Origin of the sequence: Pantoea agglomerans (assembly GCF_021397715.1) — a bacterium.
GTDB classification, from domain to species: Bacteria; Pseudomonadota; Gammaproteobacteria; order Enterobacterales; family Enterobacteriaceae; genus Pantoea; species Pantoea astica.
Genome location: NZ_CP090208.1, coordinates 516,885 through 539,943, shown reverse-complemented (window position 1 = coordinate 539,943; position 23,059 = coordinate 516,885). Strand labels below are relative to the sequence as shown.

The window sequence follows — 23,059 nt, the reverse complement described above, 5'->3', positions numbered from 1 at the left end:
AGACGGAATCATCATCGAATGGCGCCACACGCAGATGAACTAATGAATTGGTCCAAGCTTATCTGAAAAAAATAAATACCTGATAGCGGGCAGCAGGCTCAGCAGGATGAACGCCCGCCCGGCGCGCGGGCAGGACGAGGGTTACTCCGCACTCAGCAGCGCCTGGCGGCGCTGATTTTCACGTAAAAAACCGGACAACAGCCCCAGCCACAGCAGGCCACAGCTAAGGTTCACCAGACTGAAACCCCGGCTGCCGCCGCTGAACCAGGCAGTTTTCGCCGCTTCTATCCCCAGCGCAATCACCAGGATACTCACCATCCCCAGCATAGCCGCCACGCTGCCTTTTCCGGCGTGGCTGGAAAAGAGCGTCAGGCGGTAAAGCCCGGCGCTGACCAGCCCGGTGCCGAAGCCGTAAAGGCTGAGCCCGGCCGTCAGCCAGCCATAACTCTGCGGGCTAATCAGGCTGGCAAACAGGGCAATTGCCAGCCCACCGACCACTGGCCAGGCACCCAGCCGCAGCGGTTGCGCAATCGGCAGGCGGCTGGTGAGGCGGCTCAGCGTCAGATTTCCGGCAATCATCGCCGCGAAAACCGGCAGTTGCAGCAGGGCATAGTCGAACCGGCTCAGTCCGGCATCATGAATCAAAATCACCGGCGACAGCGCCACCCACGCCAGACAGGGCAGGCTGACCAGACCAATTGCCAGCGAGCCGCGCATCACCTGACGATCCCGTAACAGCGCAAGGTAGCCTTTGCCGATCGACGCCAGCGACAGCGGCGCTGCCGGCTTATCTGAAGTTTCCGGCATGGCATACCACAGGCCTGCCAGCGCCAGCGCGGTCAGGGCGGCAAATACCCCGAACAGCGCGCGCCAGTCACCCACTGACAGAAACGCGGCGCCCGCCAGGGGACCCGCCAGCGGTGCCAGCAGCGCCACATTCGCCATTAACGCCATGATCTTCACGCTGACCGCTTCGCTGAAGGCTTCCTGCACGGCGGCGTAACCCACCGCGCCAATAAAACAGAGGCTGAAGCCCTGCAGAAAACGCAGCAGGACAAACTGCTCAATGCTCTCTACCCAGTGGGTTGCCAGGCAGGTGAGCATAAAAAAGGCCGCCCCGCTGAGCATCACCGGACGCCGTCCGAAGCGGTCGGAAAGGGGACCCAGCAACCACTGCAGCGTCATGCCGCCGATGAGGTAGGCGGTGAGCGAGGCGGAGACCCATTGCGGGCCGACCCCAAACTCCTGGGTCACCAGCAGCATCCCCGGCTGGATCATGTCATGGGCGATATAGGTGGCAAATTCAAACAACACCAGCGACAGCGGAAAGATAAGATGGCGGCGCATCCGGAGAGAAACCGAGGGTAATAAAGCCATAACGAAAAGCGTCCTGAAATGAACATTGCTGATAAAAAAATGACGCGGCCACCAAAGTGACCGCGTCACCTAATCGGACGTCAGTCTGCCTGCAGACGATCAGCGCCAGCGGGCAATCGGGTTATCCAGCGTACCGGCAAATTTAAGGTTTTCGGCCGGATCGGCGAGGTTAATCATCTGCTGATTATTCGCCAGCTGCAGACGGTTCAGGCAGGAGCGGGTAAACGCCGGAGCAAACATATCGTAGCGCTCAAACTTATCGGCCAGATGCGGATGCGCCTGCTGGTAATCTTTAACGCACTGCGCCACCGCCTGCCAGAAATCGTCTTCCGCCAGCGTGCCGGATTGATGCAGAACCGCGCTGATAAAGCGGAAAATGCAGTCAAACACGTCGGTGAAGATCGACAGCAGTTTGAGATTTTCCGGCACGTCCACCGCCAGCCGCTGCACCTTATCCGGCAGTACCGCATCCGGATTCATCACCGCAATCTCCTCGCCGATATCCTTCATATAAGCGCTGACCGGCACGTTGTTTTCCAGCAGCATAATCAGGTTCTCGCCGTGGGGCATGAAGACCAGATCGTGCTGATAAAAACAGTGCAGCAGCGGGCTGAGATAGCAGCGCAGATAGCGATCGATCCACGGCTTCGCCGCTATACCGGAGTCGGCGATCAGCGCCGGCAGCAGGGGCTGCTGATGCTGATCGATGTGCAGGAAGGAAGCCATCGTCATCAGCCGCTGGCCGGGCCTGAGGCTGGTCACCGGATTATCGCGCCACAGGGCGGCAAACATCTTTTTGTAAGCCGAGTCGCCTGTGATCGCCTGTTCGTAGTAGCGGTTGTGATAACCGACCGCCGCCACTTCGCGCAGGATGCGGAAGTCACACGCCTGCAGCCACGCGTCGTCAGCCACCAGCGTTTCCAGCCACTGATTGATGGCGGGCGTCGTCGACATGTAATAGGGCGACAGACCGCGCATAAAGCCCATGTTAAGCACCGACAGGGCCGTTTTGACGTAGCGTTTTGTCGGCTGGCTGCGGTTGAAGAAGGTACGAATAGACTGCTGTGCCTGGTAACGATCGTCACCCTCGCCGAGATAGACAATATCGTTGCTGGCGATGTCAGCGGCAAACACCGTCAGCAGCTTGTTCTGCCACTGCCAGGGGTGAACCGGCATCAGAATATACGCTTCAGCCGCCAGCCCTTTGCCGATCAGTTGCTGATGAAAACGGTCAACCGTTTCCTCACCCAGCTCATCGCGCATCAGTTGCTGGTAACTCAGGTTGCTCAGGCTGGAGAAGTGCGCATTGCGCTGGTGTACCGCCACCCAGATCAGCGTGATCGGTGCCGCTGCTTCGGGGGCATACGCCAGATAGTCGCGGGCGTCAAAGCCGATACGGCCATTGTTGGCAACAAAGCAGGGATGCCCTTCAGTCATCGCCGCTTCCACCGTCTGAAAATCCGCTTTGACCAGCGCCTGACTGTCGGGATTGTTCTTTTGCAGCTTATAGACGCTGCTGCACAGCGTGCTGCTGATCTCTTCCATATAGGTCGCCAGCAGCGCCTGGGTGATGCCGATCTGCGCGTTGAACTCCACGATGAACTGCAAGGCATCCAGCGGCAGCGGACGTCCATTCTCCTGTTTGCTCAGCGAATCCGCCTCGATCTCCCAGTGATCCAGCGCCAGCCGGGACGCCTGGAATTGATAAACCGCCTCGCCGCCCGGCACCGCCAGCGTGTAGTTGCCCGGACCGGTTTCAGCCGGGGCGATGATTTTTTCATGGGCAAATTCTGCAATCGCTTTACGGATCAGCAAACGGTTAGCCCGCGCCCAGTTGTCGCCCGCCAGATGCGCGCCATTGAGTAATGATGGTGTGGTGTTCATAGTCTGCGACTCCTGCAGTAGAGCGTGTTGATAATCTTCACGCTGGCAAAACGCCAGCCAGGCGGTTTTGTGACCCATATCGATGGTGTGCTGGTAGCGGAAGCCGGCACGCCGGTTGAGACGGTGGATTTTCTCGTTGCGCACATCCGGCTCAACCACCACCCGACCCACCTCTGGCCGGCTGAACAGGTAGTCCATCACCAGGGTGAAAACCTGCCAGCTAAAGGCCTTGATCGGCTGGGTGGCGGGTGCAATCAGAATGTGCATCCCGTAATCATCCGGCGCGGCGGGATAGTATTTGCCGACCTCGTCGTCACAGGCGCGATAGCATTCGATCAAACAGACTGGCCGCTCATCACAGCAGCCGATCAGCGCCGCATGGGGATCGGCTGCCGTCAGCGTCTGGTAGAACGCCGCAACCTGCTCAGGACGCTGCTGCTGCATTCCCCAGAAGCGCGCGTAATCGCCGCTTACCCACTGATGGATCAGCGGGATATCTGTGGCATCAAGCGGCCTGAGGCTGAAGTTGCCCGCCGGACGTGGCGCGCTAAAAAGAACAGGTGAGGACATATCAACGCTCCGATTGTGCCGGGAAGGTCTGGAAGGCGATTTGACGTTCAACCGGATAGATTTCCCGTCCGGTCAGTTCGCGCAGTAACACCGAGTTGCGGTAGCAGGCCATGCCGAGATCGGGGGTGACGAAACCGTGGGTATGCAGCTCCGCGTTCTGAACAAAGATTTGGTTGTGATAATCGATGCTGTAGTTGCGTTGCACATCGTAGCGACCCTTGCTATCCCAGCGCAGCCGCTGAGTAATCCCTTCCAGAAACATCGGAGGGCGATAGTGATAGCCGGTCGCCATCACCAGCCCTTCGGTCCGACGGGTAAAAGTTGCGTCCTGCTCCTCCTGATGCAGCGTCAGTTCAAATTCTCCCTGCGGCAGCCAGCGCATGTCGGTCAGGGCGGCGTGCGTGAACAGATTGACGTTGAGATCGCCGTCCAGCTGCTTGATATACATCAGATCGTAGATATCGTTGATCAGGCTGCTGTTGATCCCTTTGTAGAGGTTTTTATGGTTGGCGTTCAGTTCATCGCGTCGTTCAGCCGGCAGGTTGTGGAAATAATCGACCCATTCGGGCGAGGTCATCTCCAGCGTCAGCTTGGTGTATTCCAGCGGGTAGAAACGCGGCGCGCGGGTGATCCAGTTAAGCTGATAGCCGAAGCGGTCAATGTCACCCAGCAGATCGTAGTAAATTTCCGCTGCGCTCTGCCCGCTGCCTAACACGGTGATCGAACGCTGGTTCTGTAACCTGGCTTTGTTACGCAGATATTCGCTGGAGTGGGTCAGGCGCGCGCGATGCGGCGCGCTGCATTCCGGCATCCAGGCGGTAGGGCCGGTGCCAAGGATCAGATGGCGCGCCAGCCACTGCTGCGTCTTGCCGCTGACGGTATCGGTCACGCTGAGACGGTAGGCACCGCTCGCCTCATCGTAGCGGACATCATCAACGTGACTGTTCCAGCGCAGATTACTGAGTTTCGTGCTGGCCCACTGGCAGTACTGGTTATACTCTTTGCGCATCAGGAAGAAGTCCTCGCGGATGTAAAACGAGTAGATCTTGCCCTTTTGCTTCATATAGTTAAGCAGGCTGTAGGGACTGGTAGGATCGGCCAGCGTGACCAGATCCGCCATAAACGGCGTCTGCAGATGGGCGCTTTCCAGCATCATGCCGGTGTGCCAGTCAAACCCCGGATTCTCATCAAGGAACAGTCCATTCAGTCCCTCAACCGGCTCACTCAGGCACGCCAGGCTCAGGTTAAACGGGCCGATGCCAATACCGATAAAATCATAAATGGTGTTATTCATGTTGGCGCTCTCACTGATTAGCCGCATTCAGCGCCGATGCCCGCAGATGTTCACGGCCATAGTGCGCAATCAGGCCGATAACGTCTTCAATATCGGCGGCGGTAGTGGTGGGGTTAAGCAGGGTGAATTTCAGGTATTGCCGGCCGTCAACTTTGGTACCGGCAATCACCGCATTGCCGGAGCGGAACAGCGCTTTACGGATGGCGGCGTTGACCTCATCAAGCTGGCTATCGCTGATGCCCGCTCTGGGCAGATAACGAAAGATCTGCGTAGTCAGCTCCGGCGCGTGCAGCACCTCGATTGCCGGATGTGCGCTTAGCAAGCGATGGGCGGTTTGGGTCAGCCGCAGCAGGCTATCGAAAGCCTCGCCCAGCGCCGCCGGTCCCATCACGCGCAGCGTCAGCCACATTTTCAGCGCATCGAAGCGGCGGGTGGTCTGAATACTTTTATTGACCAGGTTGGGCGTGCCTTCCTGCTGGGCGCTGAGCGGATTGAGATAGTCGGCGTGGTGGGTGACATGTTTCAGATTCTGACTGTCGCGTACGAAAAACGCGCCGCAGCTCACCGTCTGGAAGAATGACTTGTGATAATCCACGGTCACGGAGTCCGCCAGCTCAATGCCACCCAGGCGGGCGCGATGCTGTTCGGAAACCAGCAGACCACAGCCGTAGGCGGCATCAACGTGCATCCACAGACCATAACGCTGGCAGATTTGCGCCACGTCTTTCAGCGGATCGATACTGCCGAAATCTGTGGTGCCGCTGGTCGCCACTACGGCAATCGGAATCAATCCTTCAGCGTGACAGCGGGCTATTTCCTGTTCCAGCCGTCGGGCATCCATCCGGTAGTGCGCATCGTGATCGACCGGAATGACGGCGTCATAGCCCAGCCCCAGAATCGCCATCGATTTCTGAATGCTGAAGTGGCTCAGTTTTGAGGTCAATACCCGCCATCGGGCGGCGTTCTCAGGCAGACCGCGCTGCTTGATCAAATGACCGGCATGATGGGCAGCGCACCAGCTATCGCGAGCCAGCAGCATCGCCATCAGATTGGACTGGGTTCCGCCACTGGTAAAAATGCCATCCGACCCGGCGGGCAGGCCGATTCGTGCCAGCGTCCAGTCAATCACCTTTTGCTCAATCAGCGTGCCGCCTGCGCTCTGGTCCCAGGTATCCACCGAACTGTTGACCGCCGCCATAATCTGCTCAGCCATCAGTGAGGGAAGCACAACCGGACAGTTGAGGTGTGCCAGATATTTCGGGTGGTGAAACCAGACGGCGTCGCGCAGATAGAGCTGGTTCAGCTCCGCCAGCGCGGCGTCGTTATTGCCGAGGGGCTGATCCAGATTGACGCCGCTAAATTCCGCAGCCAGTTCATGGGGCAGAATACCGCTGAACGGTTTTTCCACCTGACTGAGGGTACGGGTCATCAGCGTCAGCACTTCCTGCGTCTGCCGGGACCAGGCTGCCAGTTGCCGATCGTTAAACAGTGACGCTTCGGGACCGCTGACGGGAGGCAAATCAGACGAGTCAGGTACCGATTGAACAGATGAGCGTAAGACCATGTTGAGTTCCTGTGCTGTAACCAATTGACGCTGCCGGCATAAAACCGTCAGTGTGGGCATCAGCTCAAAAGCTCCAGTAAACATTACGTTAACTAACCAGACAAAAACCCTGCCAGCAGCGCGGGATAGCACTTTTGCCTGTAAAATGTGAAATTCCGTAGTTTATTTGTGGTTTAATCAGCGTATATCGCTGTTTTTTGTTATGCCAAGATTGTAAATGTCAATCATTATCATTCAATCTTTTTGTTGTGGGAATTTATTTGTAAATGTTTCTAATATGGAAAATGTGATTGATATCACCTTTATTGCGGTGGCGGTAGAGATCAGATGAAGGATGGCGAAAGCAGAATGGCAGGCTCAGCTGCGATGATTTAACCCCTATGTTTCCTTGTTGGAAACTTAGTGAAAATGCGATACGCTGCTTACTGAGTCCGGACAGGCGAGGGAAGCATGCACGTTATCTCAAGGGAGCCATTCAGGGAAGCAGCAGAGTTTCCAAACGACGCCACTGCATTGGATGCCATATATCTGGTGTTAAAAGGCGAAAATTTTAGGTCGCCAGACGCATTAAAAAAGCGATTTCCCAGCCTGGACCGGATGAAATATCGGGAGAAATGGTGGGTAATTGATGCAGGCGGTAATAACCTGAGGATAATGTTTTTCGTTGATTTTGAGCGAAGCAAAATTTTCATCAAGCATATCGTTACGCATCCGGAATACGACAGGCTTATAAAGAAGTATCGGGAGCAGAAAGAATGATTACCGAAGCTATTCAGGCTACCAACCAACTGATTGAAATTATTCCTTTTTTAGGAGGGAGCACTCAGAAAAAGGATTATGAACAGGCACTGGAATTGGTGGAGTATCTGGTAGAGCATCAACCTGATAGCCCGCTAATTGATATGCTGGCTGATAAAGTGGCCCGTTACGAAGATAATGCACCTGAATTCGCTGAGTTTAACGCCCGCATTGCAAAAATGCCGCAGGGCGTTGCGTTACTGCGAGTACTGATGGATCAGTATGGCCTTAATCAATCCTCGTTTACTGAAGAAATTGGCCAGCGCTCTTACGTGAGCCGTATTCTGCGTGGTCAACGATCCTTAACGGATAAACATAAAGCGCGTCTGGCAGCGCGGTTTAATCTGCCGTTCGAAGCCTTTAATGGCAAGGCGTAGATCGGGCTGAACATGCCGTATTACCTGCTTAATTCCTCTGGCGCACTCATCCACCACGCGAACGGGTAAGCAGGCAATATTAAATATCTGCACGCTCAGCTGCCGTGGTGATTAAGAGCCCGGATCGGCCAGGCATTTTTCTGCCTCTTTTCTGACAGCTACATTTCTGCTGATCTTCATATTTGCGGCTAAATTAACTTTCTCCTCAGCTGATGAGGGCTTAATACGCTTTTCTGCAAACCATTCCCGATTAATCTGGATTAAGCCCGAAACAGCCCCCGTCATTTAAATTCTCGCCATCATTAAATGTAACTCCATGTTTTAAAAGTTCATTATTATTTAACTCGCCTCTATCTCTTCCGATATGAATAAATTAAAAAACCATAAAACAATATGATGTTTTACCTGATAACACAGCCGCCGCACACTGGTCAGCAACCGGAATAATAAGGATCAGGTGAATGGCATATCGATTAAGTCTGTTAGACAAAGCGCCCGTTGCAGAGGGGGAATCGCCTGCCGCCGCGCTGCAGCGCACGCTGCAACTGGCGCAGCAGGCGGAGGAGTGGGGTTATCACCGCTTCTGGCTGGCGGAACATCACAACACCGCGCAGCTGGCCAGTCCGTCACCGGAACTGTTAATTGCCTGGATCATTGCCCAGACCCGACATATTCGCGTCGGATCGGGCGGGGTGATGCTTCAGCATTACAGTCCCTACAAGGTGGCGGAAAATTTCAATCTGCTGGCGTCACTGGCACCGGGCCGCGTCGATTTAGGCATCGGCAAAGCGCCGGGCGGATTACCGCTTTCGACCCGTGCGCTTCAGCTGGGCGTGCAGCCGTCAGAGAAGGGCAGTTTTGCCGAGCAGCTGCAACTGCTGGATAACTGGCTGCAACCCGACCGCAACAGTCACGATGACGATGAACGGCTACAGGCCACACCGTTGCCGCCACGGCCAGTGAACCGTTTCCTGCTGGGTGCCAGTGAAGAAAGCGCCCGACTGGCCGCGAGTCTCGGCTGGCAGCTGGTGTTCGCCGCCCATCTGAATGGTGATCGCCAGTTACTTGAGCAGGTGCTCAGCACCTATTCACGCCTGAGCAACGGCCAGCGGGCGCTGGTGGCGGTTCAGGTGGTGGTGGCCGATTCACCCGCCGGCGCGGATCTGCTGGTCTCTTCGCTTCGCCATTATCATGTGTCGGTGAAAGATGGTCCGGGCGTGAATGTCGCCAGCCTGGAACAGGCCGAACGTTATGTACGTCAGGGCGGCTACCGTGATTATCAGATAGAGCCGCGCACACCATCGTTGCTGAAAGGGACCGCAGCACAGGTCCATGCCCAGCTCGATGCCCTGCATCATAACTTTGGTATCGACGAGTTTATTATTGATACGCCGATCGCCGAGCCAGTCGCACGCCACCATTCGCTGGCATTGCTGGCCACGCATCATCTGGTCGCAGCCTGATCGCCCTGAGCGGAGAGTCATCATGAAGCCGAATGCATCACAACTGATCGAATGGCGGCGCGAGCTGCATACCTGGCCGGAGCTGTCGGGCCAGGAGTTTGCCACCACGGAACGGCTGCGTCGCTGGCTGCAGGAAGCCGGTATCCGGCTGTCTGATTATCCGCTTGAAACCGGCGTCGTGGCGGAGATTGGACAGGGTGATGCGGTGATCGCACTGCGGGCGGATATTGATGCCCTGCCGATTCACGAGGCGAGTGGCGTACGCTTTCATTCACGTCATCCCGGCGTGATGCACGCCTGCGGCCACGATCTGCACAGCGCGGTGATGTTAGGCGCGGCGCTCCAGCTTAAAGCCAGTGAGCCGCAACTGGCGGGACGGGTACGCATTCTGTTCCAGCCCGCCGAAGAGATCGCCCGTGGCGCACGGCAATTTATCGCCGCAGGCGTGCTGGATGAGGTGCAGGCCATTTTTGGTATGCACAATGAACCAGCGTTACCGGTCGGCACCTTCGCCACCCGCAGCGGCGCGTTCTACGCCAACACCGATAAATTTATTATTCGCGTCACCGGTAAAGGCGCTCATGCCGCGCACCCGGAACAGGGCGTCGACAGCATCGTGGTCGCCAGCCAGATCATTCAGGCCTTACAGGGTCTCACCAGCCGCAGCTTCAGCGCGCTCGACAGTCTGGTCATGAGCATTACCCGGATTGACGGCGGGAAAACCTGGAATGTACTGCCCGGCGGCGTGGAGTTTGGCGGCACAGCCCGTACACACGATCTCCAGCTGCGGGCCGAGCTGGAACAGCGGGTGCGCACGCTGGTGGAAAACTTTGCCCAGGCCAGTGGCGCAGAGGCGACGCTGAGCTGGCATCCGGGTCCGCCGGTGCTGGTCAACGATCCCGACTGGGCGCAGTTCAGCAGTGACGTGGCGCAACAGCTCGGCTACCGGGTGCAGCCCGCCGGACTGCATCTGCTGGGCGAAGATTTCGCCTTCTATTTACAACAGGTGCCTGGCGTCTTCGTCAGCATCGGCAGCGCCAGCGATTATGGCCTGCACCACGCCAGCTTTAACCCCGATGAAGCGCTGATCGCCCCCGCGGCGGACTACTTTGCGCAACTGGCCCAACAGGCGTTGCAACAGCTTAACGCGCGATGTCGGGAAGCCATTCTGACCTGATTGTTATCTGCTGATATCCCACTGCGGCGGTCGTCATGACCGCCGTTCAGGCACCGCTTTGACTAAAAAAAGAGAGAACATCATGAGCACAAGACAACTTCGGCTGGGCACTATGCTGCACGGCGCCTCGGGAAACATGTCCGCCTGGCGTCATCCGGCTGCCCAGGCCGATGCCAGCATCAGCTTCGATTACGCCCGAAAAATTGCCCGCAAAGCGGAGCAGGGCAAGCTCGATTTTCTGTTCGTCGCCGACGGCTTATACATCAATGAAAAGTCGATCCCACACTTTCTCAACCGCTTCGAACCCCTGACGCTGCTGTCGGCGCTGGCGGGTGTGACAGAACATCTTGGGCTGGTCGGTACCGTTTCAACCTCCTACAGCGAACCCTTCACCGTGGCGCGTCAGTTTGCCAGCCTCGATCATCTCAGCGGTGGCCGTGCCGGCTGGAACGTGGTGACTTCGCCGCTGGAAGGCTCGGCTAAAAACTTCTCGCGTCAGCAGCATCCGGAGCACGCGCTGCGCTATCGCATCGCCGACGAATACCTGCAGGTGGTGAAAGGATTGTGGGATTCATGGGAGCCGGACGCCTTTGTGCGCGACAAGCAGAGCGGCCAGTTTTTCGATCCGGCGAAGCTGCATACGCTGAATCATCACGGTGATTTCTTTCAGGTGCAGGGCCCGCTTAACATCTCGCGCACCCCGCAGGGCCGTCCGATTATCTTCCAGGCCGGTGCTTCAGAAGACGGCAAAAAGCTGGCCGCCCGCCATGCCGATGCCATTTTCACCCACCAGCCAACGCGTGAAGAGGCACAGGCCTTTTACCGTGATGTTAAACAGCAGCTGGTGGCGAATGGCCGTCAGCCAGAGGATCTGCACATCTTTCAGGGCGTGAGCGTGATTGTTGGCGATGATGCGGAAGACGTTGAGCGTCAGTACCAGACCACCGCGGCGCTGGTATCGATTAATGATGCACTCAACTACCTTGGCCGCTTCTTCGACCATCACGACTTTTCCCGGTATCCGCTGGATCAGCCCTTTCCCGACCTTGGTGATATCGGGCAGAACAGTTTCCGCAGCACCACTGATGAGATCAAACGCAAAGCGCGCGAGCACGGCCATACGCTGCGGCAGGCTGCGCTGGAAGCCGCAACGCCTCGTCCGCTGTTCCACGGCACGCCCGAGCAGGTGGCAGATGGCCTGCAACTTTGGTTTGAAACCGCGGCCACCGATGGCTTCATCATCAATGGCGGCACGCCAGATACCTTTGAGCGCTTTGTTGACCGCGTAGTGCCGATTTTGCAGGCGCGCGGCCTGAGCCGCCGCGACTATCCAGGGAAAACCCTGCGCGACAGTTTCGACCTGAAGCCGCCGGTAAATCAGTTCACCTCACAATAAGAGCCTGTGCTATGCAAAAAAATAAAAAACTCATCGCCCTGATTATGCTTGCCGCCAGCGGCAGCGCCCTGGCAGACGGCACCAGCGTGGCCTACAACGGCCAGCGGGTCAGCCTCGACGCCAACAAAGCGCCGATTCACAGCGTGAAAAATCCGCAGGCGGTCGCGCAGTTGCCGGCCGGACATCGCTTTGCGGTGCCGGGTTCATTTACCGTGGCGGTCGCGGCGCAAAACTCCCCGCCGCTGACGGTCTTCTCTGATGACAACAAAACCTTGCTCGGCAGCGAAGTCGATATCGCCCGCCTGGTGGCTGACAGCCTCGGCCTGAAGCTCAACATTGTGCCGACCTCCTGGGAGGACTGGCCGCTGGGCGTCGCCTCCGGCAAATATGACGCGGCGATCTCTAACATCACCGTCACCAAAGATCGTAAAGAGAAGTTCGATTTCGCCACCTACCGCAAAGATTCTCTCGGTTTCTACGTCAAAACCAGCAGCCCGATTAAATCACTGACCAAAGCCGAAGATATTGCCGGACTACGCCTCATCGTCGGCTCCGGCACCAATCAGGAAGCGATCCTGCTGGCGTGGGATAAAGAGAACCAGGCGAAAGGGCTGAAAGCATTTACCCCGATCTATACCAAAGATGATGCCGCCCAGACGCTGGCGCTGCAGGCCGGCCGGGCCGACGCCTGGTTCGGCCCTAACGTGATTGGCGCATGGAAAGCGGCGCTTAATGGCAAAACCCGGCTGGTGGGCAGTGTCGATGGCGGCTGGCCAAAAGCGGCACACATTGCGGTAACGGTGAAAAAAGGCAGCGGCCTGGCTGAACCGATCAGTACCGCGCTCAACGGCGTGATGAAAAACGGCGATTACCAGCAGGTGCTGAACCGCTGGGGCGAAGGCGTGGAGCGCATTGATCGTTCCGAAATTAACCCGGCCGGACTGGGCGATTAAGGAGCAGACGATGAGTGAAGCCATATTTCGTGAAGTTTCGCCGGAAGCCCCGGAACTGCAACCGATTCTGACCGGCCTGTTCGGTGAATACGCCGCCCGTTACGGCGACTATTTTGCCCGCCATAAGGAGCAGGAGCTCACCGAGTGGTATCTGCCGCCGCAGGGATTATTCATCGTGCTGGAGCGCGACGGCGAGATCATCGCGATGGGTGCTTACAAACCTTATGACCCGCAGACTGCGGAGCTGAAACGCATCTGGACCCGCAGTGATTTGCGGCGTCAGGGGCTGGCGCTGGTGGTGTTGCAGGAGCTGGAGCGGCGTGCGCTGCGGGCGGGCTATCAGCGGCTGTTTCTTACTACCGGTTTTCGTCAGCCGGAGGCGGTACGGCTTTATACCGGCCACGGCTATCAGCCGCAGTTTGATCTCAGCGGCGATCTCGAACGCTACGGAGCGCCGCCACACGATGGCCGACTGCGTTTTATTAAAGTGATCGGCGTGCAGGACGTTGCACAGGCGAGTTAAGGAGAGATCATGAGCAAGCATCAACATCTGCAGGTGGTGCCCGCGCGTTATCCGGCCCGCACCCTTGGCGCGATCGTCGCCCTGTTTATTCTGGCTGGCGTCATTCAGTCGGTCGCGTTTAATCCGCGCTGGGAATGGGGCGTATTTGCCCGCTGGTTCTTCGACCCGGTGATCCTGCATGGGCTGGGGCAGACGCTGCTGCTGACGCTGCTCGGCACGGTATTCAGCCTGATTTTTGGCGGCCTGCTGGCGCTGGCCCGCCTCTCATCGTCATGGCTGCTGAGCAGTCTGGCCTGGGGATATATCTGGCTGTTCCGCTCGCTGCCGCTGATCGTCGTGCTGATCATCCTGTACAACTTCTCTTATCTCTACGACACCCTGTCGATCGGGGTCCCCTTTACCACGCTGTCGTGGGGAGCGTTTCAGACCATCAATGTGCTGGGACAGTTTCCGGCGGCGGTGATTGGCTTAACGCTGGTGCAGGCGGCTTACAGCGCGGAGATCATTCGCGGCGGGATTCTGGGTGTGGATCATGGCCAGGTTGAGGCCGCCTCCGCGCTGGGGCTGTCGGCAACCCGTCGCACCTTCCGCATCATTCTGCCGCAGGCGTTACGCGCCATCATTCCCACCGCCTTTAACGAAATCATCAGCCTGGCGAAGGGCACGGCGATGGTTTACGTGCTGGCGATGCCGGAGCTGTTTTACACCATCCAGATGATCTACAACCGCAACCAGGAAGTGATCCCGCTGCTGATGGTCGGTGCCGCCTGGTATCTGATTATTACCACCGTACTGTCGGTGATTCAGCACAGCGTTGAACGCTGGCTGGCCCGCAGCGTGACCCGTGAGCCGCAGCCGTCGCGCTGGCGGCAGTGGCGCAACCGCGTTACGCCGCTTAATCCAACCGAGGAGATCAGCCATGTCCGAAGCCATTGATTACCGCACATCACACACCACCGGTGCCATCAGCATTACCGGCGTCAGTAAAAGTTTTGGCAAACATAAAGCGCTGGATGGGGTTTCTTTGTCGCTGGCGCCGGGATCGGTGACGGTGATCCTCGGCCCTTCCGGCTCCGGCAAATCAACGCTGTTGCGCACCATCAACCATCTGGAGCGGGTAGATGAAGGGTTTATCCAGATCGATGGCGATTACATAGGCTATCAGCAACGCGGCGATAAGCTCTATGAACTGAAAGAGCAGGCGATCCTGCGTCAGCGCATCAACGTCGGCTATGTGTTTCAGAATTTCAATCTGTTCCCGCACCTCAGCGTGCTGGACAACCTGATTGAGGCACCGATTGCCCATCGCCAGCTCACCAAAGCGGCAGCGATACAGCGCGCCGGTGAACTGCTGGATATTGTTGGCCTGCGGCATAAAGCTGACGCCTGGCCGCGCCATCTGTCGGGCGGTCAGCAGCAGCGTATCGCCATCGCCCGCGCCCTGATGCTCAATCCCCGGGTGATGCTGTTTGATGAACCGACCTCGGCGCTCGATCCGGAACTGGTCGGCGAGGTGCTCGACGTGATTAAGAAGCTGGCGCGTTCCGGCACCACGCTGGTGATCGTCACTCACGAGATCGGCTTTGCCCGCGAAGTGGCGGATAACGTGGTGTTTATGGTCGATGGTCGGATCGTTGAGCAGGGCAGCACCACGCAGGTGCTGAACAATCCGCGTCATGAGCGAACCCGACGCTTCCTGGCGCGCGTACTGTGAGGATGACGATGAAGCTGACCCCTCTGTCATTGCTACTTTTGTCGCTGCTGTCGCCGCTGGGGGTTTCCGCCGCTGAACAGCGTGATACCCGGCAAAATGAGACGCCGATTCATGCGCCCGCCAATCCGGCGGCGATCGCTAAAATTCCGGCCAGCTTTGCTTTTATTGAACCGGGAACCCTGACGGTGGCGACTTCCGCCACCAACTCACCACCGCTGTCGCTGCTGGGGTCGGATAATGTCTCACGCATTGGCAGCGATCCCGACATTGCCCGGCTGCTGGCCGACAGTCTGGGATTAAAGCTGAAGCTGGTGCCCGCTTCGTGGGAAGACTGGCCGCTCGGCATTAGCGCGGGCCGTTACGATGTGGCGATGTTCAATATCGCGGTGACCGAAGAGCGTAAAAAGAAGTTTGATTTCGCCACCTATCGCGCCGATAACCACGCCTTTTCGGTGAAAAGTGACAGCAAAATCACCACGATCAACGCGCCCGCTGACATCGCCGGTAAGCGCATCATCGTGGCCTCCGGCACCAATCAGGAGCGTATCCTGCTGAGCTGGGATGAGCAAAACCAGGCGAAAGGGCTGCCTGCGGTGACGCCGATCTATCTGACCGATGACGCCTCAGCCACGCTTTCGCTGCTGTCGGGACGGGCCGATGCGATGTTCGGTCCGCACTCGATGGCAGCCTGGAAAGTGGCGTCACGCGGCCAGACAAAGCTGGTCGGCAGCGGGCCGTTTCGCGCCTGGGTGGCGGTCACCACCAAAAAGGGCAATGGGCTGGCTCCGGCCCTGCAGGCCGCCATCGATGGTGCCATTCGCGGCGGGCAGTATCAGCAGGTGCTGACGCGCTGGGGTGAACAGGATGAAGCCATTGCCCACTCCACGGTCAATCCTCCTGGCATTCAGTACTGATGCCTCTCAGGCGCTTCGGCGCCGTTTATTCAGCGTTACCTTCCACGCCACAGAACCGTTGTCACGGCGATCGACCCCGGAATTGCGCTACACTCTCCAGCGTTAGTGATCTATCCTGCCCGCCTGTCGATTCAGCGCGCGGCGGAGCAATTAACCTGGAAGCCCCATGAAAATCAGATTCCTTTCTGCCAATGAGCAAAAGCTGGCGGAGGTGCGCAAAATCCTCGAACCTGTCGGAGTCGAAGTGTTGCCCATCTCCCGTCGCATCGAAGAGATCCAGACTGAAAATGAACTCGATCTGGTGCGCGATAAACTGACCAAAGCCTTTTCACTGATTGGGCGACCGCTCTTCGTCGAGCATACCGGACTCTATCTCGACGGCCTCAATGGCCTGCCTGCCGGGCTGACCCGCATTTTCTGGAACCGGCTGGATGCAGAACGCTTTACTGCCCTGGTTCAGGGACTCGACAGCCAGGCCGTGACGGCAAAAACCGTACTCGGCTACTGTGATGGCCGCAAGATGTACCAGTTTTCAGGTGAACTGCGCGGCACCATCGCCGCCGAGCCTGCCGGTACCCGCGGCTTTCAGTGGGACTGCGTCTTTATCCCGGAAGGCTACGATCAGACCTTCGCCGAAATGGGCGAGCTCAAGAATGAGATCTCCATGCGGCGCATCGCGCTCGATCGCTTCGCCACCTTTTTGAAAACGGCCCGGAGTGTTGCATGAAACCAGAACTTAAACGTGCCTATGACTCTGGTAAGCTGATTCTGTTTGCCGGTGCGGGCATCTCACGCAACCTTGGCCTGCCGGAGTGGCATGAGCTGATTGCCCATCTCGCCAATGAGCTGGGCTACGATCCTAAAATCTTCAATACCTACGGTACCCACCTGTCGCTGGCGGAATATTACAAACAGAAGAAAGGGTCACTCGGCCCGCTGCGCAGCTGGATGGATCGCGAATGGCACCGCCCGGATATTGATGTCCGGACGTCAGAAATTCACACCATGATTACCCAGGGCAACTTCTCGCGTATCTACACCACCAATTACGATCGCTGGCTGGAAGCGGCGCACGATGCGCATGGCGTTCCCTACTACAAAGTGGCCAATGCCGCCGACCTGGTGTCGCTGACCGAAGATAAGCGCCACATCATCAAGCTGCACGGTGATTTCGATGACGATACCTCTATCGTGCTCGATGAAAGCAGCTACTTTGAACGGCTCTATTTTGATTCACCGCTCGACATCAAACTGACCCATGACGTGATGGGCAATTCGGTGCTGTTTGTTGGCTACAGCATCAGCGATTTTAATATTCGTCTGCTGTTCTACCGCCTGACGAAAATGTGGGGCCGTACCGGGCTGGCCACCGCGCGTCCCAAGTCCTATCTGTTTACCAACCGCAATAATCCGGTGGCAAAAGAGGTACTGGGGCAGTGGGGCATCGAGATGATCGTCTCGGAAGAGGATGACCCGCGCAAAGCGCTGGCCGATTTTCTTGAGGAGCTTCAGGTGTAACCGGCGACGCGGTTTCACCCGAAAACCTGCGCCCGGTTAAGGTTATGCGGCGTACAACCGATAAACTCTATTCTCTGCTGGAAAAGCATCAACGTCGTGATATACTGTATGTATACACAGTATCTGAGGGCAAAAACATGGCTGTCGAAACAAAATTTGTAGTAGTCAGAAAGGGTGAAGAGAAGATGACGTTTGCCAACAAGAAAGAGGCCGATGCCTACGACAAAATGCTCGATATGGCCGAAGCCTTCACCGACTGGCTGTTACAGCATCAACCCGCACTGGATGAGACGCAGGCAGAAACGCTGGGCTTGCTGATCGCTGAGCAGAAAGATGCCGTGCAGCATATTCTCCGCACCAGCAAACTGCCTGAGCCTGTGGCCGCCACTGCCGGTCAGCCTGAAACGGTGTCGGAGCGTTCTGATGACGCCGCCGAAGCAGAAACCGCCAGCAGCAAGAAAGTGCGCGCGGTGAAAGCAGCCTGATCCCCGTCACGCCGGAAGCCATTTCCGGCGTGGTTATTTTACTGGCTGAGCGCGCGCATCATTCTCTCAGTCTGTTTTCACCTGATAGCGCGTACTGCGTCCGCCGCCTTCCAGCCGGTAAAGACAGCCTTTCTCCAGCAGATCGGCTAAATGACGTGTCGCCGTCGCCTTACTCACTTTCGCCACCTTCTGATACTGACTGGCGCTGATCCCCTGTTCAAAACCCTGTTCGCCGCCGTCTAACAACCGGTTCAGTACTTTTATCTGCTCTTTGCTCAGAGAGCGTTCCCGATGCTGTAGCCAGAAGCGCGCCCTGATCTGGGTGCGGGCGATGCTGTTCATCGCCTGTTGCAGGCTCTCATCCAGCATATCGAGGAACCAAATCAGCCAGTCGGTGATATCCAGTCCACCTTTCTGCGTCCGCTCCAGAATGCGGTAATAGTCCGCCCGATGCGCCAGAATCGCCGGTGACATGGCATAGAGCCGGATGCTTTGACTGTCCGCCTGCGCCAGTGCCAGATCGGTTAAAGCGCGGGTGATACGGCCATTACCGTCATCAAACGGGTGCAGGGTAACAAACCAGAGATGGCAGATGGCGGCGCGCAGCAGCGGGTCCAGCATGACGTCCTGCTCGCTGCGGTTAAACCAGTCAATAAACTGCGTCAGCTGTGGCTCCAGTCCACTGCGCGGCGGCGCTTCAAAATGCACCGTTGGGCGATCGATCCGTCCGGAGATCACCTGCATTGGCTCACTGCCGCGTAGGGTACCGACGCTCAGACGCTGCACCGACCACTCATCGGCAGGAAACAGCCAGCGATGCCATTGGTAAAGACGCGCCAGCGTGAGCGGCTGGCTGCGGTTGTTAATGGCATCCAGCATCATCGCCGCCAGTCCCTCCGATCGATCCGAAACCGGATAAGGCTGTTGTTCGGTCACGCCTAAGCGGCGCGCCAGAGATGAACGTACCGACTGTACGTTTACCCGCTCTTCTTCAATGGCGGATGAGGAGAGGATATTGCTGAGCAGAGTATCGAGCGTTTGCTGTTCATCACTGACCTGCAGGCTGGCCCGGCCCAGCAGTACGCCTCGCTGCTGTTGCAGCTGCCGCAGGCGAGGCAGCAGCACAGCCTCCTGCCAGTAGAACTGTGGCCAGTCGGCCTGTTGCCAGATCCATTCTGTGGTCATATTCGGCTCATTTTCGGGTGAATGAGCCGAATAGCATCTTTTAATCGGCTCACATAATGAGTCAATAGTAGCGAATTTTTGGCTCAGAAGACAATCGATGCGGGAGTCATGCAGAAAAGAAAACAGGACCCGAAGGTCCTGTCTGTTTAGCGGGAGAACTGCAAAAAGGTGTCTGAATAGTAATGCACGATCCAGGCAACATACGCTAACCAGATAATCATTCCGCCTGCTAATCCAAGTTTACCGGCCATTGATTTCTCTCCACGATGATAAGGGACGACAACGTCTGTTTACATAAACTGACAGTAGTTGCGTCGGCCGATATTGCTGCAGATCAAAAAAAGCGGATTCATTGCTGAAGTCAGAACCCTTTGAGGATCAACTTCGCCGGCTTTATCTCATCTGACGTTCCCGAAGCCGCCGTTAAAGTTCAAAAAAACGGCGCCGATAGATGATCTCAGGAGCACGTAAACCACAAGGAGGTCGCAAAAAGGTAAATTCCAGGGGAACCAATATGGCCAGTCAGTTAAACGATAAAAAGAAGATGAGTACCCGGGCGCAGATGCTTATTACCGGCGGCCTGACCATTATGCTGGGATTTAGCGTGACGATCGGTGTTCTGAGCTGGCAGTCCGGTAAAGAGCAGAAGGCGCTGGCGGAAAAATATCTGCAGCAAATCGCGCAAAGCCGCGGCTTACAGGTGCAACAGGAGCTGAGTCATGCGCGCGATGTGGCCAGCCATCTGGGACAAAGCCTGATCGCCTTACCGCAGGCAGGCATTACGGATCGTAAAGTGGTCGATAAGATCATGGAATATTCACTGCGCGCCAATCCTGATATCTGTCGATGTCAGTCATCTTCGAACCAAACGCCTTCGACGGTCGCGATGCCGAATTTGTTAACCAGCCGGGACAGGCCCCGCAGGGTCGCTACGCCTGGTTTGTGGATCGCGATCAGGCCGGTCATTACGCCATGCATCCGCTGCTCTCCATCCTGACTCCGGGCCAGGGTGACTACTACCAGATACCGCAGCAGTCGAAAAAAGATACCCTGATCGAGCCTTACAGCTACGCCTATAACGGCGTACCCACCTTGTTAACCTCGGTGGCGGCGGCGATCATCGATAAGGGCACCTTAAAAGCCATTGTGACCTCCGACATTTCACTGGCTTCGCTGCAACAGAAAGTTAATCAGATCAAACCCTGGCAGGGCAGCGGCTATGCACTGCTGCTTTCGAATGGCGGAAAGGTCGTCTCTTCACCGGTGAAAGAGGAGGCGGGCAAGCCGTGGAAAGGGGAAAGCGATCACTTCAGTTCACGGGTGATGCAGCATTTTGATGCGGTGCTGGGTGAAGAGGCGTTAGTGACCTGGCAACCGGTGGTGATTGGCGACAGCGATAAACCCTGGTATCTCGGGGTGGTGGCGCCGGTGAGTCAGGTGATGGCCGCCGCTAACCGGCAGCTCAGCTGGGCCATTGGCCTGATGGTGGTCAGCATTCTGCTGGTCGGCGCGGTGCTGGGCATGTTGTTCAGCCGTAAAGTGCTACGCCCGATTGGTGGCGAGCCGGCCGAAGCGGCCAAAATTGCGCTGGCCGTGGCGGAGGGCAAGCTCGACAATGCGATTGCGGTCAAAGCCGACGACCGCAGCAGCCTGTTCTTCGCCTTACAGACGATGCAAAGCCAGCTGCGGGGTATTGTCGGCCAGATTAAAGATGCCAGTGAATCGGTGCGTCAGGGCGCGGGCGAAATTGCCAGCGGCAACCTTAACCTGGCATCCCGTACCGAGCAGCAGGCAGCCGCACTGGAACAGACCGCAGCCAGTATGGAGCAGATCAGCGCCACCATCCGCCTCAACGCCGATAACGCTCAGCAGGCAACCAGCCTGACAGAAAATGCCACTCATATCGCCAGTCGCGGTGCCACGCTGGTGGGCCAGGTGGTGCAGACGATGGCGCAGATCGATGACAGTTCGAAAAAGATCGGCGACATCACCACCATGATCAACAGCATCGCCTTCCAGACCAACATTCTGGCGCTCAATGCCGCGGTAGAAGCCGCGCGCGCGGGTGAGCAGGGACGCGGCTTTGCGGTGGTGGCATCTGAAGTCCGTAACCTGGCGCAGCGCAGCGCCAGTGCGGTGAAAGAGATCGCCGCGCTGATTGAAGAGTCAAGCGTGCGGGTCGAAAGCGGGGTCAGGCTGGTGAATGATGCCGGTAAGACCATGCAGGAGATGACACAGGCGGTCAATTCAGTGCAGGGCATTATTGGGGAGATCGTTTCCGCCTCTGATGAGCAGGCGCGCGGCATTACCCAGGTGACGATTGCGGTTAACGAAATGGATGGCACGACCCAGCAGAACGCCGCGCTGGTCCAGCAGATGTCGGCTGCGGCCAGTTCGCTGGAAGACCAGGCGCAGCAGCTGGCGCAGACGGTCGAGCAGTTCCACCTGGCTTAACCCGCCTGGGTGTCTGATAAGAGAAAAACCCGCCGATGGCGTAATGCCAGTCAGTTAAGCGGCAGGTGATAACGCAGTCTGGTGCCGCTCTGAAACTTCACAGTGTGTATTGTTAAAAAGGGCACGATGATAGAGGCCTGAGCGCCTCTGCTGCTGAAAGGGCTATCCGCAGCGCTGAGGCGAGAGGACGGCCAGGCAGCAGCAGAGGTGCTCAGGCCCGCACTCCGGCACGCTCGCCCAAAAAAAAGCTGCCACATTTGACCGTGACAGCCTTTGCACATTTAACCCTGGCTGATCAGCATTACGCTGATGGCGGTTTTTTTGTGGGTTACTGTTCGATCAGGCGCTCACCGCTGTGCGCATCGAACAGGTGCATCTTGTCGGGATTTACAGTCACCGGCAGCGTACCGCCCGGCGTCGCGTCACTGCGCCCGCTCAGCTGCATATGCAGGGCAAAACCCTGCCAGTTCAGATGTAACAGTGTCGATTCACCAGTAATTTCGACGATACCGACATCAGCCGGTTGTCCATCGGGCGCGCTGATCAGGTCATGAGGGCGAACGCCCAGCGTCACCGGCTGGTCCGCCTGCTCACGCGCCGCACGGTGCCAGCGTGACGGCAGCGGCAGCCACTGCTGACCACAGAGCACGCCCGGCTCGCCGTCACGCGGCTGGAACTGCGCATCCAGCAGATTCATCGGCGGCGAACCGATAAACCGGGCCACAAAGGTATTCACCGGACGATCGTAGATCGCCAGCGGCGCGCCCTGTTGCACGATAACGCCATCTTTCATCACCACAATCTGATCGGCCAGCGTCATCGCCTCGACCTGATCGTGCGTCACATACACCATGGTGGTTTTAAAGCGCTGATGCAGCGATTTGATCTCGGCACGCAGCTCCATGCGTAACTGGGCATCAAGGTTGGAGAGCGGTTCATCGAACAGGAACACCTGCGGATTGCGCACCATTGCACGTCCCATCGCCACGCGTTGCCGCTGGCCGCCCGAGAGCGCCCGCGGATACCGCTGCAACAGCTGGCCGATGCCGAGAATCCCGGCAATGCGGGCAATCTTGCTCTTCTGCTCGTCGCGCGCCACCTTTTTGACCTGCATATGAAACGCCAGGTTCTCGGCGACCGTCAGGTGCGGGTAGAGCGCATAGCTCTGAAACACCATTGCGATATCGCGGTCGGCGGGATCGAGATCGTTGATGCGTTTTTTATCAAGCATGATCGCGCCGTCAGAGACGCTATCCAGACCCGCCAGTAAGCGCAACAGCGTCGATTTACCACAGCCAGAAGGACCGACCAGCACGGTAAAGCTGCCATCGGGAATGGTTAAGTCCAGCGGGTGCAGCACACTCTGCTTACCGTAGCGCTTCGCCACCTGTACAAGTTCAACACTGGCCATAA

19 protein-coding genes and 1 pseudogene are annotated in these 23,059 nt (G+C 57.4%); 14 read left to right on the top strand and 6 right to left on the bottom strand.

The window, feature by feature from the left end; genetic code table 11:
• Positions 1-141 precede the first annotated feature (141 nt).
• The 4 genes from LZU96_RS22340 to LZU96_RS22325 form a co-directional block, all read right to left on the bottom strand.
• The gene (locus LZU96_RS22340) at positions 142-1,377 is read right to left on the bottom strand and encodes an MFS transporter (protein WP_233988773.1); all 1,236 of its coding nucleotides are present in this window, start codon (positions 1,375-1,377) and stop codon (positions 142-144) included.
• 99 nt (positions 1,378-1,476) lie between these two features.
• Positions 1,477-3,831: a GNAT family N-acetyltransferase gene (locus LZU96_RS22335; protein WP_233988772.1), complete on the bottom strand. Its 2,355-nt coding sequence runs from the start codon at positions 3,829-3,831 to the stop codon at positions 1,477-1,479.
• Position 3,832: 1 nt separating this feature from the next.
• The gene (locus tag LZU96_RS22330; protein WP_233988771.1) at positions 3,833-5,125 is read right to left on the bottom strand and encodes a lysine N(6)-hydroxylase/L-ornithine N(5)-oxygenase family protein; all 1,293 of its coding nucleotides are present in this window, start codon (positions 5,123-5,125) and stop codon (positions 3,833-3,835) included.
• A gap of 10 nt (positions 5,126-5,135) precedes the next feature.
• A complete protein-coding gene (locus LZU96_RS22325; protein ID WP_233988770.1) occupies positions 5,136-6,689 on the bottom strand; it encodes a pyridoxal phosphate-dependent decarboxylase family protein in 1,554 nt (517 codons plus the stop codon).
• Between the two features lie 450 nt (positions 6,690-7,139).
• On the opposite strand from LZU96_RS22325, the gene LZU96_RS22320 reads away from it, so the two are divergent.
• The 13 genes from LZU96_RS22320 (at position 7,140) to LZU96_RS22260 (ending at position 18,007) form a co-directional block, all read left to right on the top strand.
• Positions 7,140-7,448: a type II toxin-antitoxin system HigB family toxin gene (locus LZU96_RS22320; RefSeq protein WP_233988769.1), complete on the top strand. Its 309-nt coding sequence runs from the start codon at positions 7,140-7,142 to the stop codon at positions 7,446-7,448.
• The gene (locus LZU96_RS22315; protein ID WP_233988768.1) at positions 7,445-7,864 is read left to right on the top strand and encodes a helix-turn-helix domain-containing protein; all 420 of its coding nucleotides are present in this window, start codon (positions 7,445-7,447) and stop codon (positions 7,862-7,864) included. The genes LZU96_RS22320 and LZU96_RS22315 overlap by 4 nt, the downstream gene beginning before the upstream one ends.
• 461 nt (positions 7,865-8,325) lie before the next feature.
• Positions 8,326-9,327, top strand: a complete 1,002-nt coding sequence (locus LZU96_RS22310; RefSeq protein WP_233988767.1) for an MsnO8 family LLM class oxidoreductase — start codon at positions 8,326-8,328, stop codon at positions 9,325-9,327.
• Positions 9,328-9,349: 22 nt separating this feature from the next.
• Positions 9,350-10,504, top strand: a complete 1,155-nt coding sequence (locus LZU96_RS22305) for an amidohydrolase (RefSeq protein ID WP_233988766.1) — start codon at positions 9,350-9,352, stop codon at positions 10,502-10,504.
• Positions 10,505-10,586: 82 nt separating this feature from the next.
• On the top strand, positions 10,587-11,900 hold the full coding sequence (locus tag LZU96_RS22300; RefSeq protein ID WP_233988765.1) for an LLM class flavin-dependent oxidoreductase: 1,314 nt from the start codon (positions 10,587-10,589) through the stop codon (positions 11,898-11,900).
• An 11-nt stretch (positions 11,901-11,911) separates the two neighbouring features.
• Complete coding sequence (locus LZU96_RS22295; protein ID WP_233988764.1) at positions 11,912-12,853, top strand: ABC transporter substrate-binding protein; 942 nt, start codon at positions 11,912-11,914, stop codon at positions 12,851-12,853.
• A 10-nt stretch (positions 12,854-12,863) separates the two neighbouring features.
• A complete protein-coding gene (locus LZU96_RS22290) occupies positions 12,864-13,376 on the top strand; it encodes a GNAT family N-acetyltransferase (protein ID WP_233988763.1) in 513 nt (170 codons plus the stop codon).
• Positions 13,377-13,385: 9 nt separating this feature from the next.
• Positions 13,386-14,312, top strand: a complete 927-nt coding sequence (locus LZU96_RS22285; protein ID WP_233988762.1) for an amino acid ABC transporter permease — start codon at positions 13,386-13,388, stop codon at positions 14,310-14,312.
• Positions 14,296-15,090, top strand: a complete 795-nt coding sequence (locus LZU96_RS22280; RefSeq protein ID WP_233988761.1) for an amino acid ABC transporter ATP-binding protein — start codon at positions 14,296-14,298, stop codon at positions 15,088-15,090. The genes LZU96_RS22285 and LZU96_RS22280 overlap by 17 nt, the downstream gene beginning before the upstream one ends.
• A 2-nt stretch (positions 15,091-15,092) precedes the next feature.
• Complete coding sequence (locus LZU96_RS22275; protein ID WP_409520445.1) at positions 15,093-16,004, top strand: ABC transporter substrate-binding protein; 912 nt, start codon at positions 15,093-15,095, stop codon at positions 16,002-16,004.
• A 166-nt stretch (positions 16,005-16,170) separates the two neighbouring features.
• Positions 16,171-16,731 carry a non-canonical purine NTP pyrophosphatase gene (locus LZU96_RS22270; protein ID WP_233988759.1) on the top strand — a complete coding sequence of 187 codons (561 nt, stop codon included), beginning with the start codon at positions 16,171-16,173 and terminating at the stop codon, positions 16,729-16,731.
• Complete coding sequence (locus tag LZU96_RS22265; protein ID WP_233988758.1) at positions 16,728-17,522, top strand: SIR2 family protein; 795 nt, start codon at positions 16,728-16,730, stop codon at positions 17,520-17,522. The genes LZU96_RS22270 and LZU96_RS22265 overlap by 4 nt, the downstream gene beginning before the upstream one ends.
• A 137-nt stretch (positions 17,523-17,659) precedes the next feature.
• Entirely contained in the window at positions 17,660-18,007 is a 348-nt protein-coding gene (locus LZU96_RS22260; protein WP_233988757.1) for a YebG family protein, read from the top strand.
• A gap of 66 nt (positions 18,008-18,073) precedes the next feature.
• Here LZU96_RS22260 and LZU96_RS22255 read toward each other — a convergent pair whose 3' ends face one another.
• Positions 18,074-19,192, bottom strand: a complete 1,119-nt coding sequence (locus tag LZU96_RS22255) for a Fic family protein (RefSeq protein ID WP_233988756.1) — start codon at positions 19,190-19,192, stop codon at positions 18,074-18,076.
• A 514-nt stretch (positions 19,193-19,706) separates the two neighbouring features.
• Here LZU96_RS22255 and LZU96_RS23545 point away from each other — a divergent pair.
• Positions 19,707-21,646 (top strand): annotated as a pseudogene (locus LZU96_RS23545) (methyl-accepting chemotaxis protein).
• A 328-nt stretch (positions 21,647-21,974) separates the two neighbouring features.
• Here LZU96_RS23545 and LZU96_RS22240 read toward each other — a convergent pair.
• Complete coding sequence (locus LZU96_RS22240; protein WP_233988754.1) at positions 21,975-23,057, bottom strand: ABC transporter ATP-binding protein; 1,083 nt, start codon at positions 23,055-23,057, stop codon at positions 21,975-21,977.
• Positions 23,058-23,059: the final 2 nt, after the last annotated feature.

Excerpts from the sequence above, each read along its gene's own strand:
- LZU96_RS22340 (WP_233988773.1), bottom strand. The coding sequence starts at position 1,377 with ATGGCTTTATTACCCTCGGTTTCTCTCCGGATGCGCCGCCATCTTATC.
- LZU96_RS22335 (WP_233988772.1), bottom strand. The coding sequence starts at position 3,831 with ATGTCCTCACCTGTTCTTTTTAGCGCGCCACGTCCGGCGGGCAACTTC.
- LZU96_RS22330 (WP_233988771.1), bottom strand. The coding sequence starts at position 5,125 with ATGAATAACACCATTTATGATTTTATCGGTATTGGCATCGGCCCGTTT.
- LZU96_RS22325 (WP_233988770.1), bottom strand. The coding sequence starts at position 6,689 with ATGGTCTTACGCTCATCTGTTCAATCGGTACCTGACTCGTCTGATTTG.
- LZU96_RS22320 (WP_233988769.1), top strand. The coding sequence starts at position 7,140 with ATGCACGTTATCTCAAGGGAGCCATTCAGGGAAGCAGCAGAGTTTCCA.
- LZU96_RS22315 (WP_233988768.1), top strand. The coding sequence starts at position 7,445 with ATGATTACCGAAGCTATTCAGGCTACCAACCAACTGATTGAAATTATT.
- LZU96_RS22310 (WP_233988767.1), top strand. The coding sequence starts at position 8,326 with ATGGCATATCGATTAAGTCTGTTAGACAAAGCGCCCGTTGCAGAGGGG.
- LZU96_RS22305 (WP_233988766.1), top strand. The coding sequence starts at position 9,350 with ATGAAGCCGAATGCATCACAACTGATCGAATGGCGGCGCGAGCTGCAT.
- LZU96_RS22300 (WP_233988765.1), top strand. The coding sequence starts at position 10,587 with ATGAGCACAAGACAACTTCGGCTGGGCACTATGCTGCACGGCGCCTCG.
- LZU96_RS22295 (WP_233988764.1), top strand. The coding sequence starts at position 11,912 with ATGCAAAAAAATAAAAAACTCATCGCCCTGATTATGCTTGCCGCCAGC.
- LZU96_RS22290 (WP_233988763.1), top strand. The coding sequence starts at position 12,864 with ATGAGTGAAGCCATATTTCGTGAAGTTTCGCCGGAAGCCCCGGAACTG.
- LZU96_RS22285 (WP_233988762.1), top strand. The coding sequence starts at position 13,386 with ATGAGCAAGCATCAACATCTGCAGGTGGTGCCCGCGCGTTATCCGGCC.
- LZU96_RS22280 (WP_233988761.1), top strand. The coding sequence starts at position 14,296 with ATGTCCGAAGCCATTGATTACCGCACATCACACACCACCGGTGCCATC.
- LZU96_RS22275 (WP_409520445.1), top strand. The coding sequence starts at position 15,093 with ATGACGATGAAGCTGACCCCTCTGTCATTGCTACTTTTGTCGCTGCTG.
- LZU96_RS22270 (WP_233988759.1), top strand. The coding sequence starts at position 16,171 with ATGAAAATCAGATTCCTTTCTGCCAATGAGCAAAAGCTGGCGGAGGTG.
- LZU96_RS22265 (WP_233988758.1), top strand. The coding sequence starts at position 16,728 with ATGAAACCAGAACTTAAACGTGCCTATGACTCTGGTAAGCTGATTCTG.
- LZU96_RS22260 (WP_233988757.1), top strand. The coding sequence starts at position 17,660 with ATGGCTGTCGAAACAAAATTTGTAGTAGTCAGAAAGGGTGAAGAGAAG.
- LZU96_RS22255 (WP_233988756.1), bottom strand. The coding sequence starts at position 19,192 with ATGACCACAGAATGGATCTGGCAACAGGCCGACTGGCCACAGTTCTAC.
- LZU96_RS22240 (WP_233988754.1), bottom strand. The coding sequence starts at position 23,057 with ATGGCCAGTGTTGAACTTGTACAGGTGGCGAAGCGCTACGGTAAGCAG.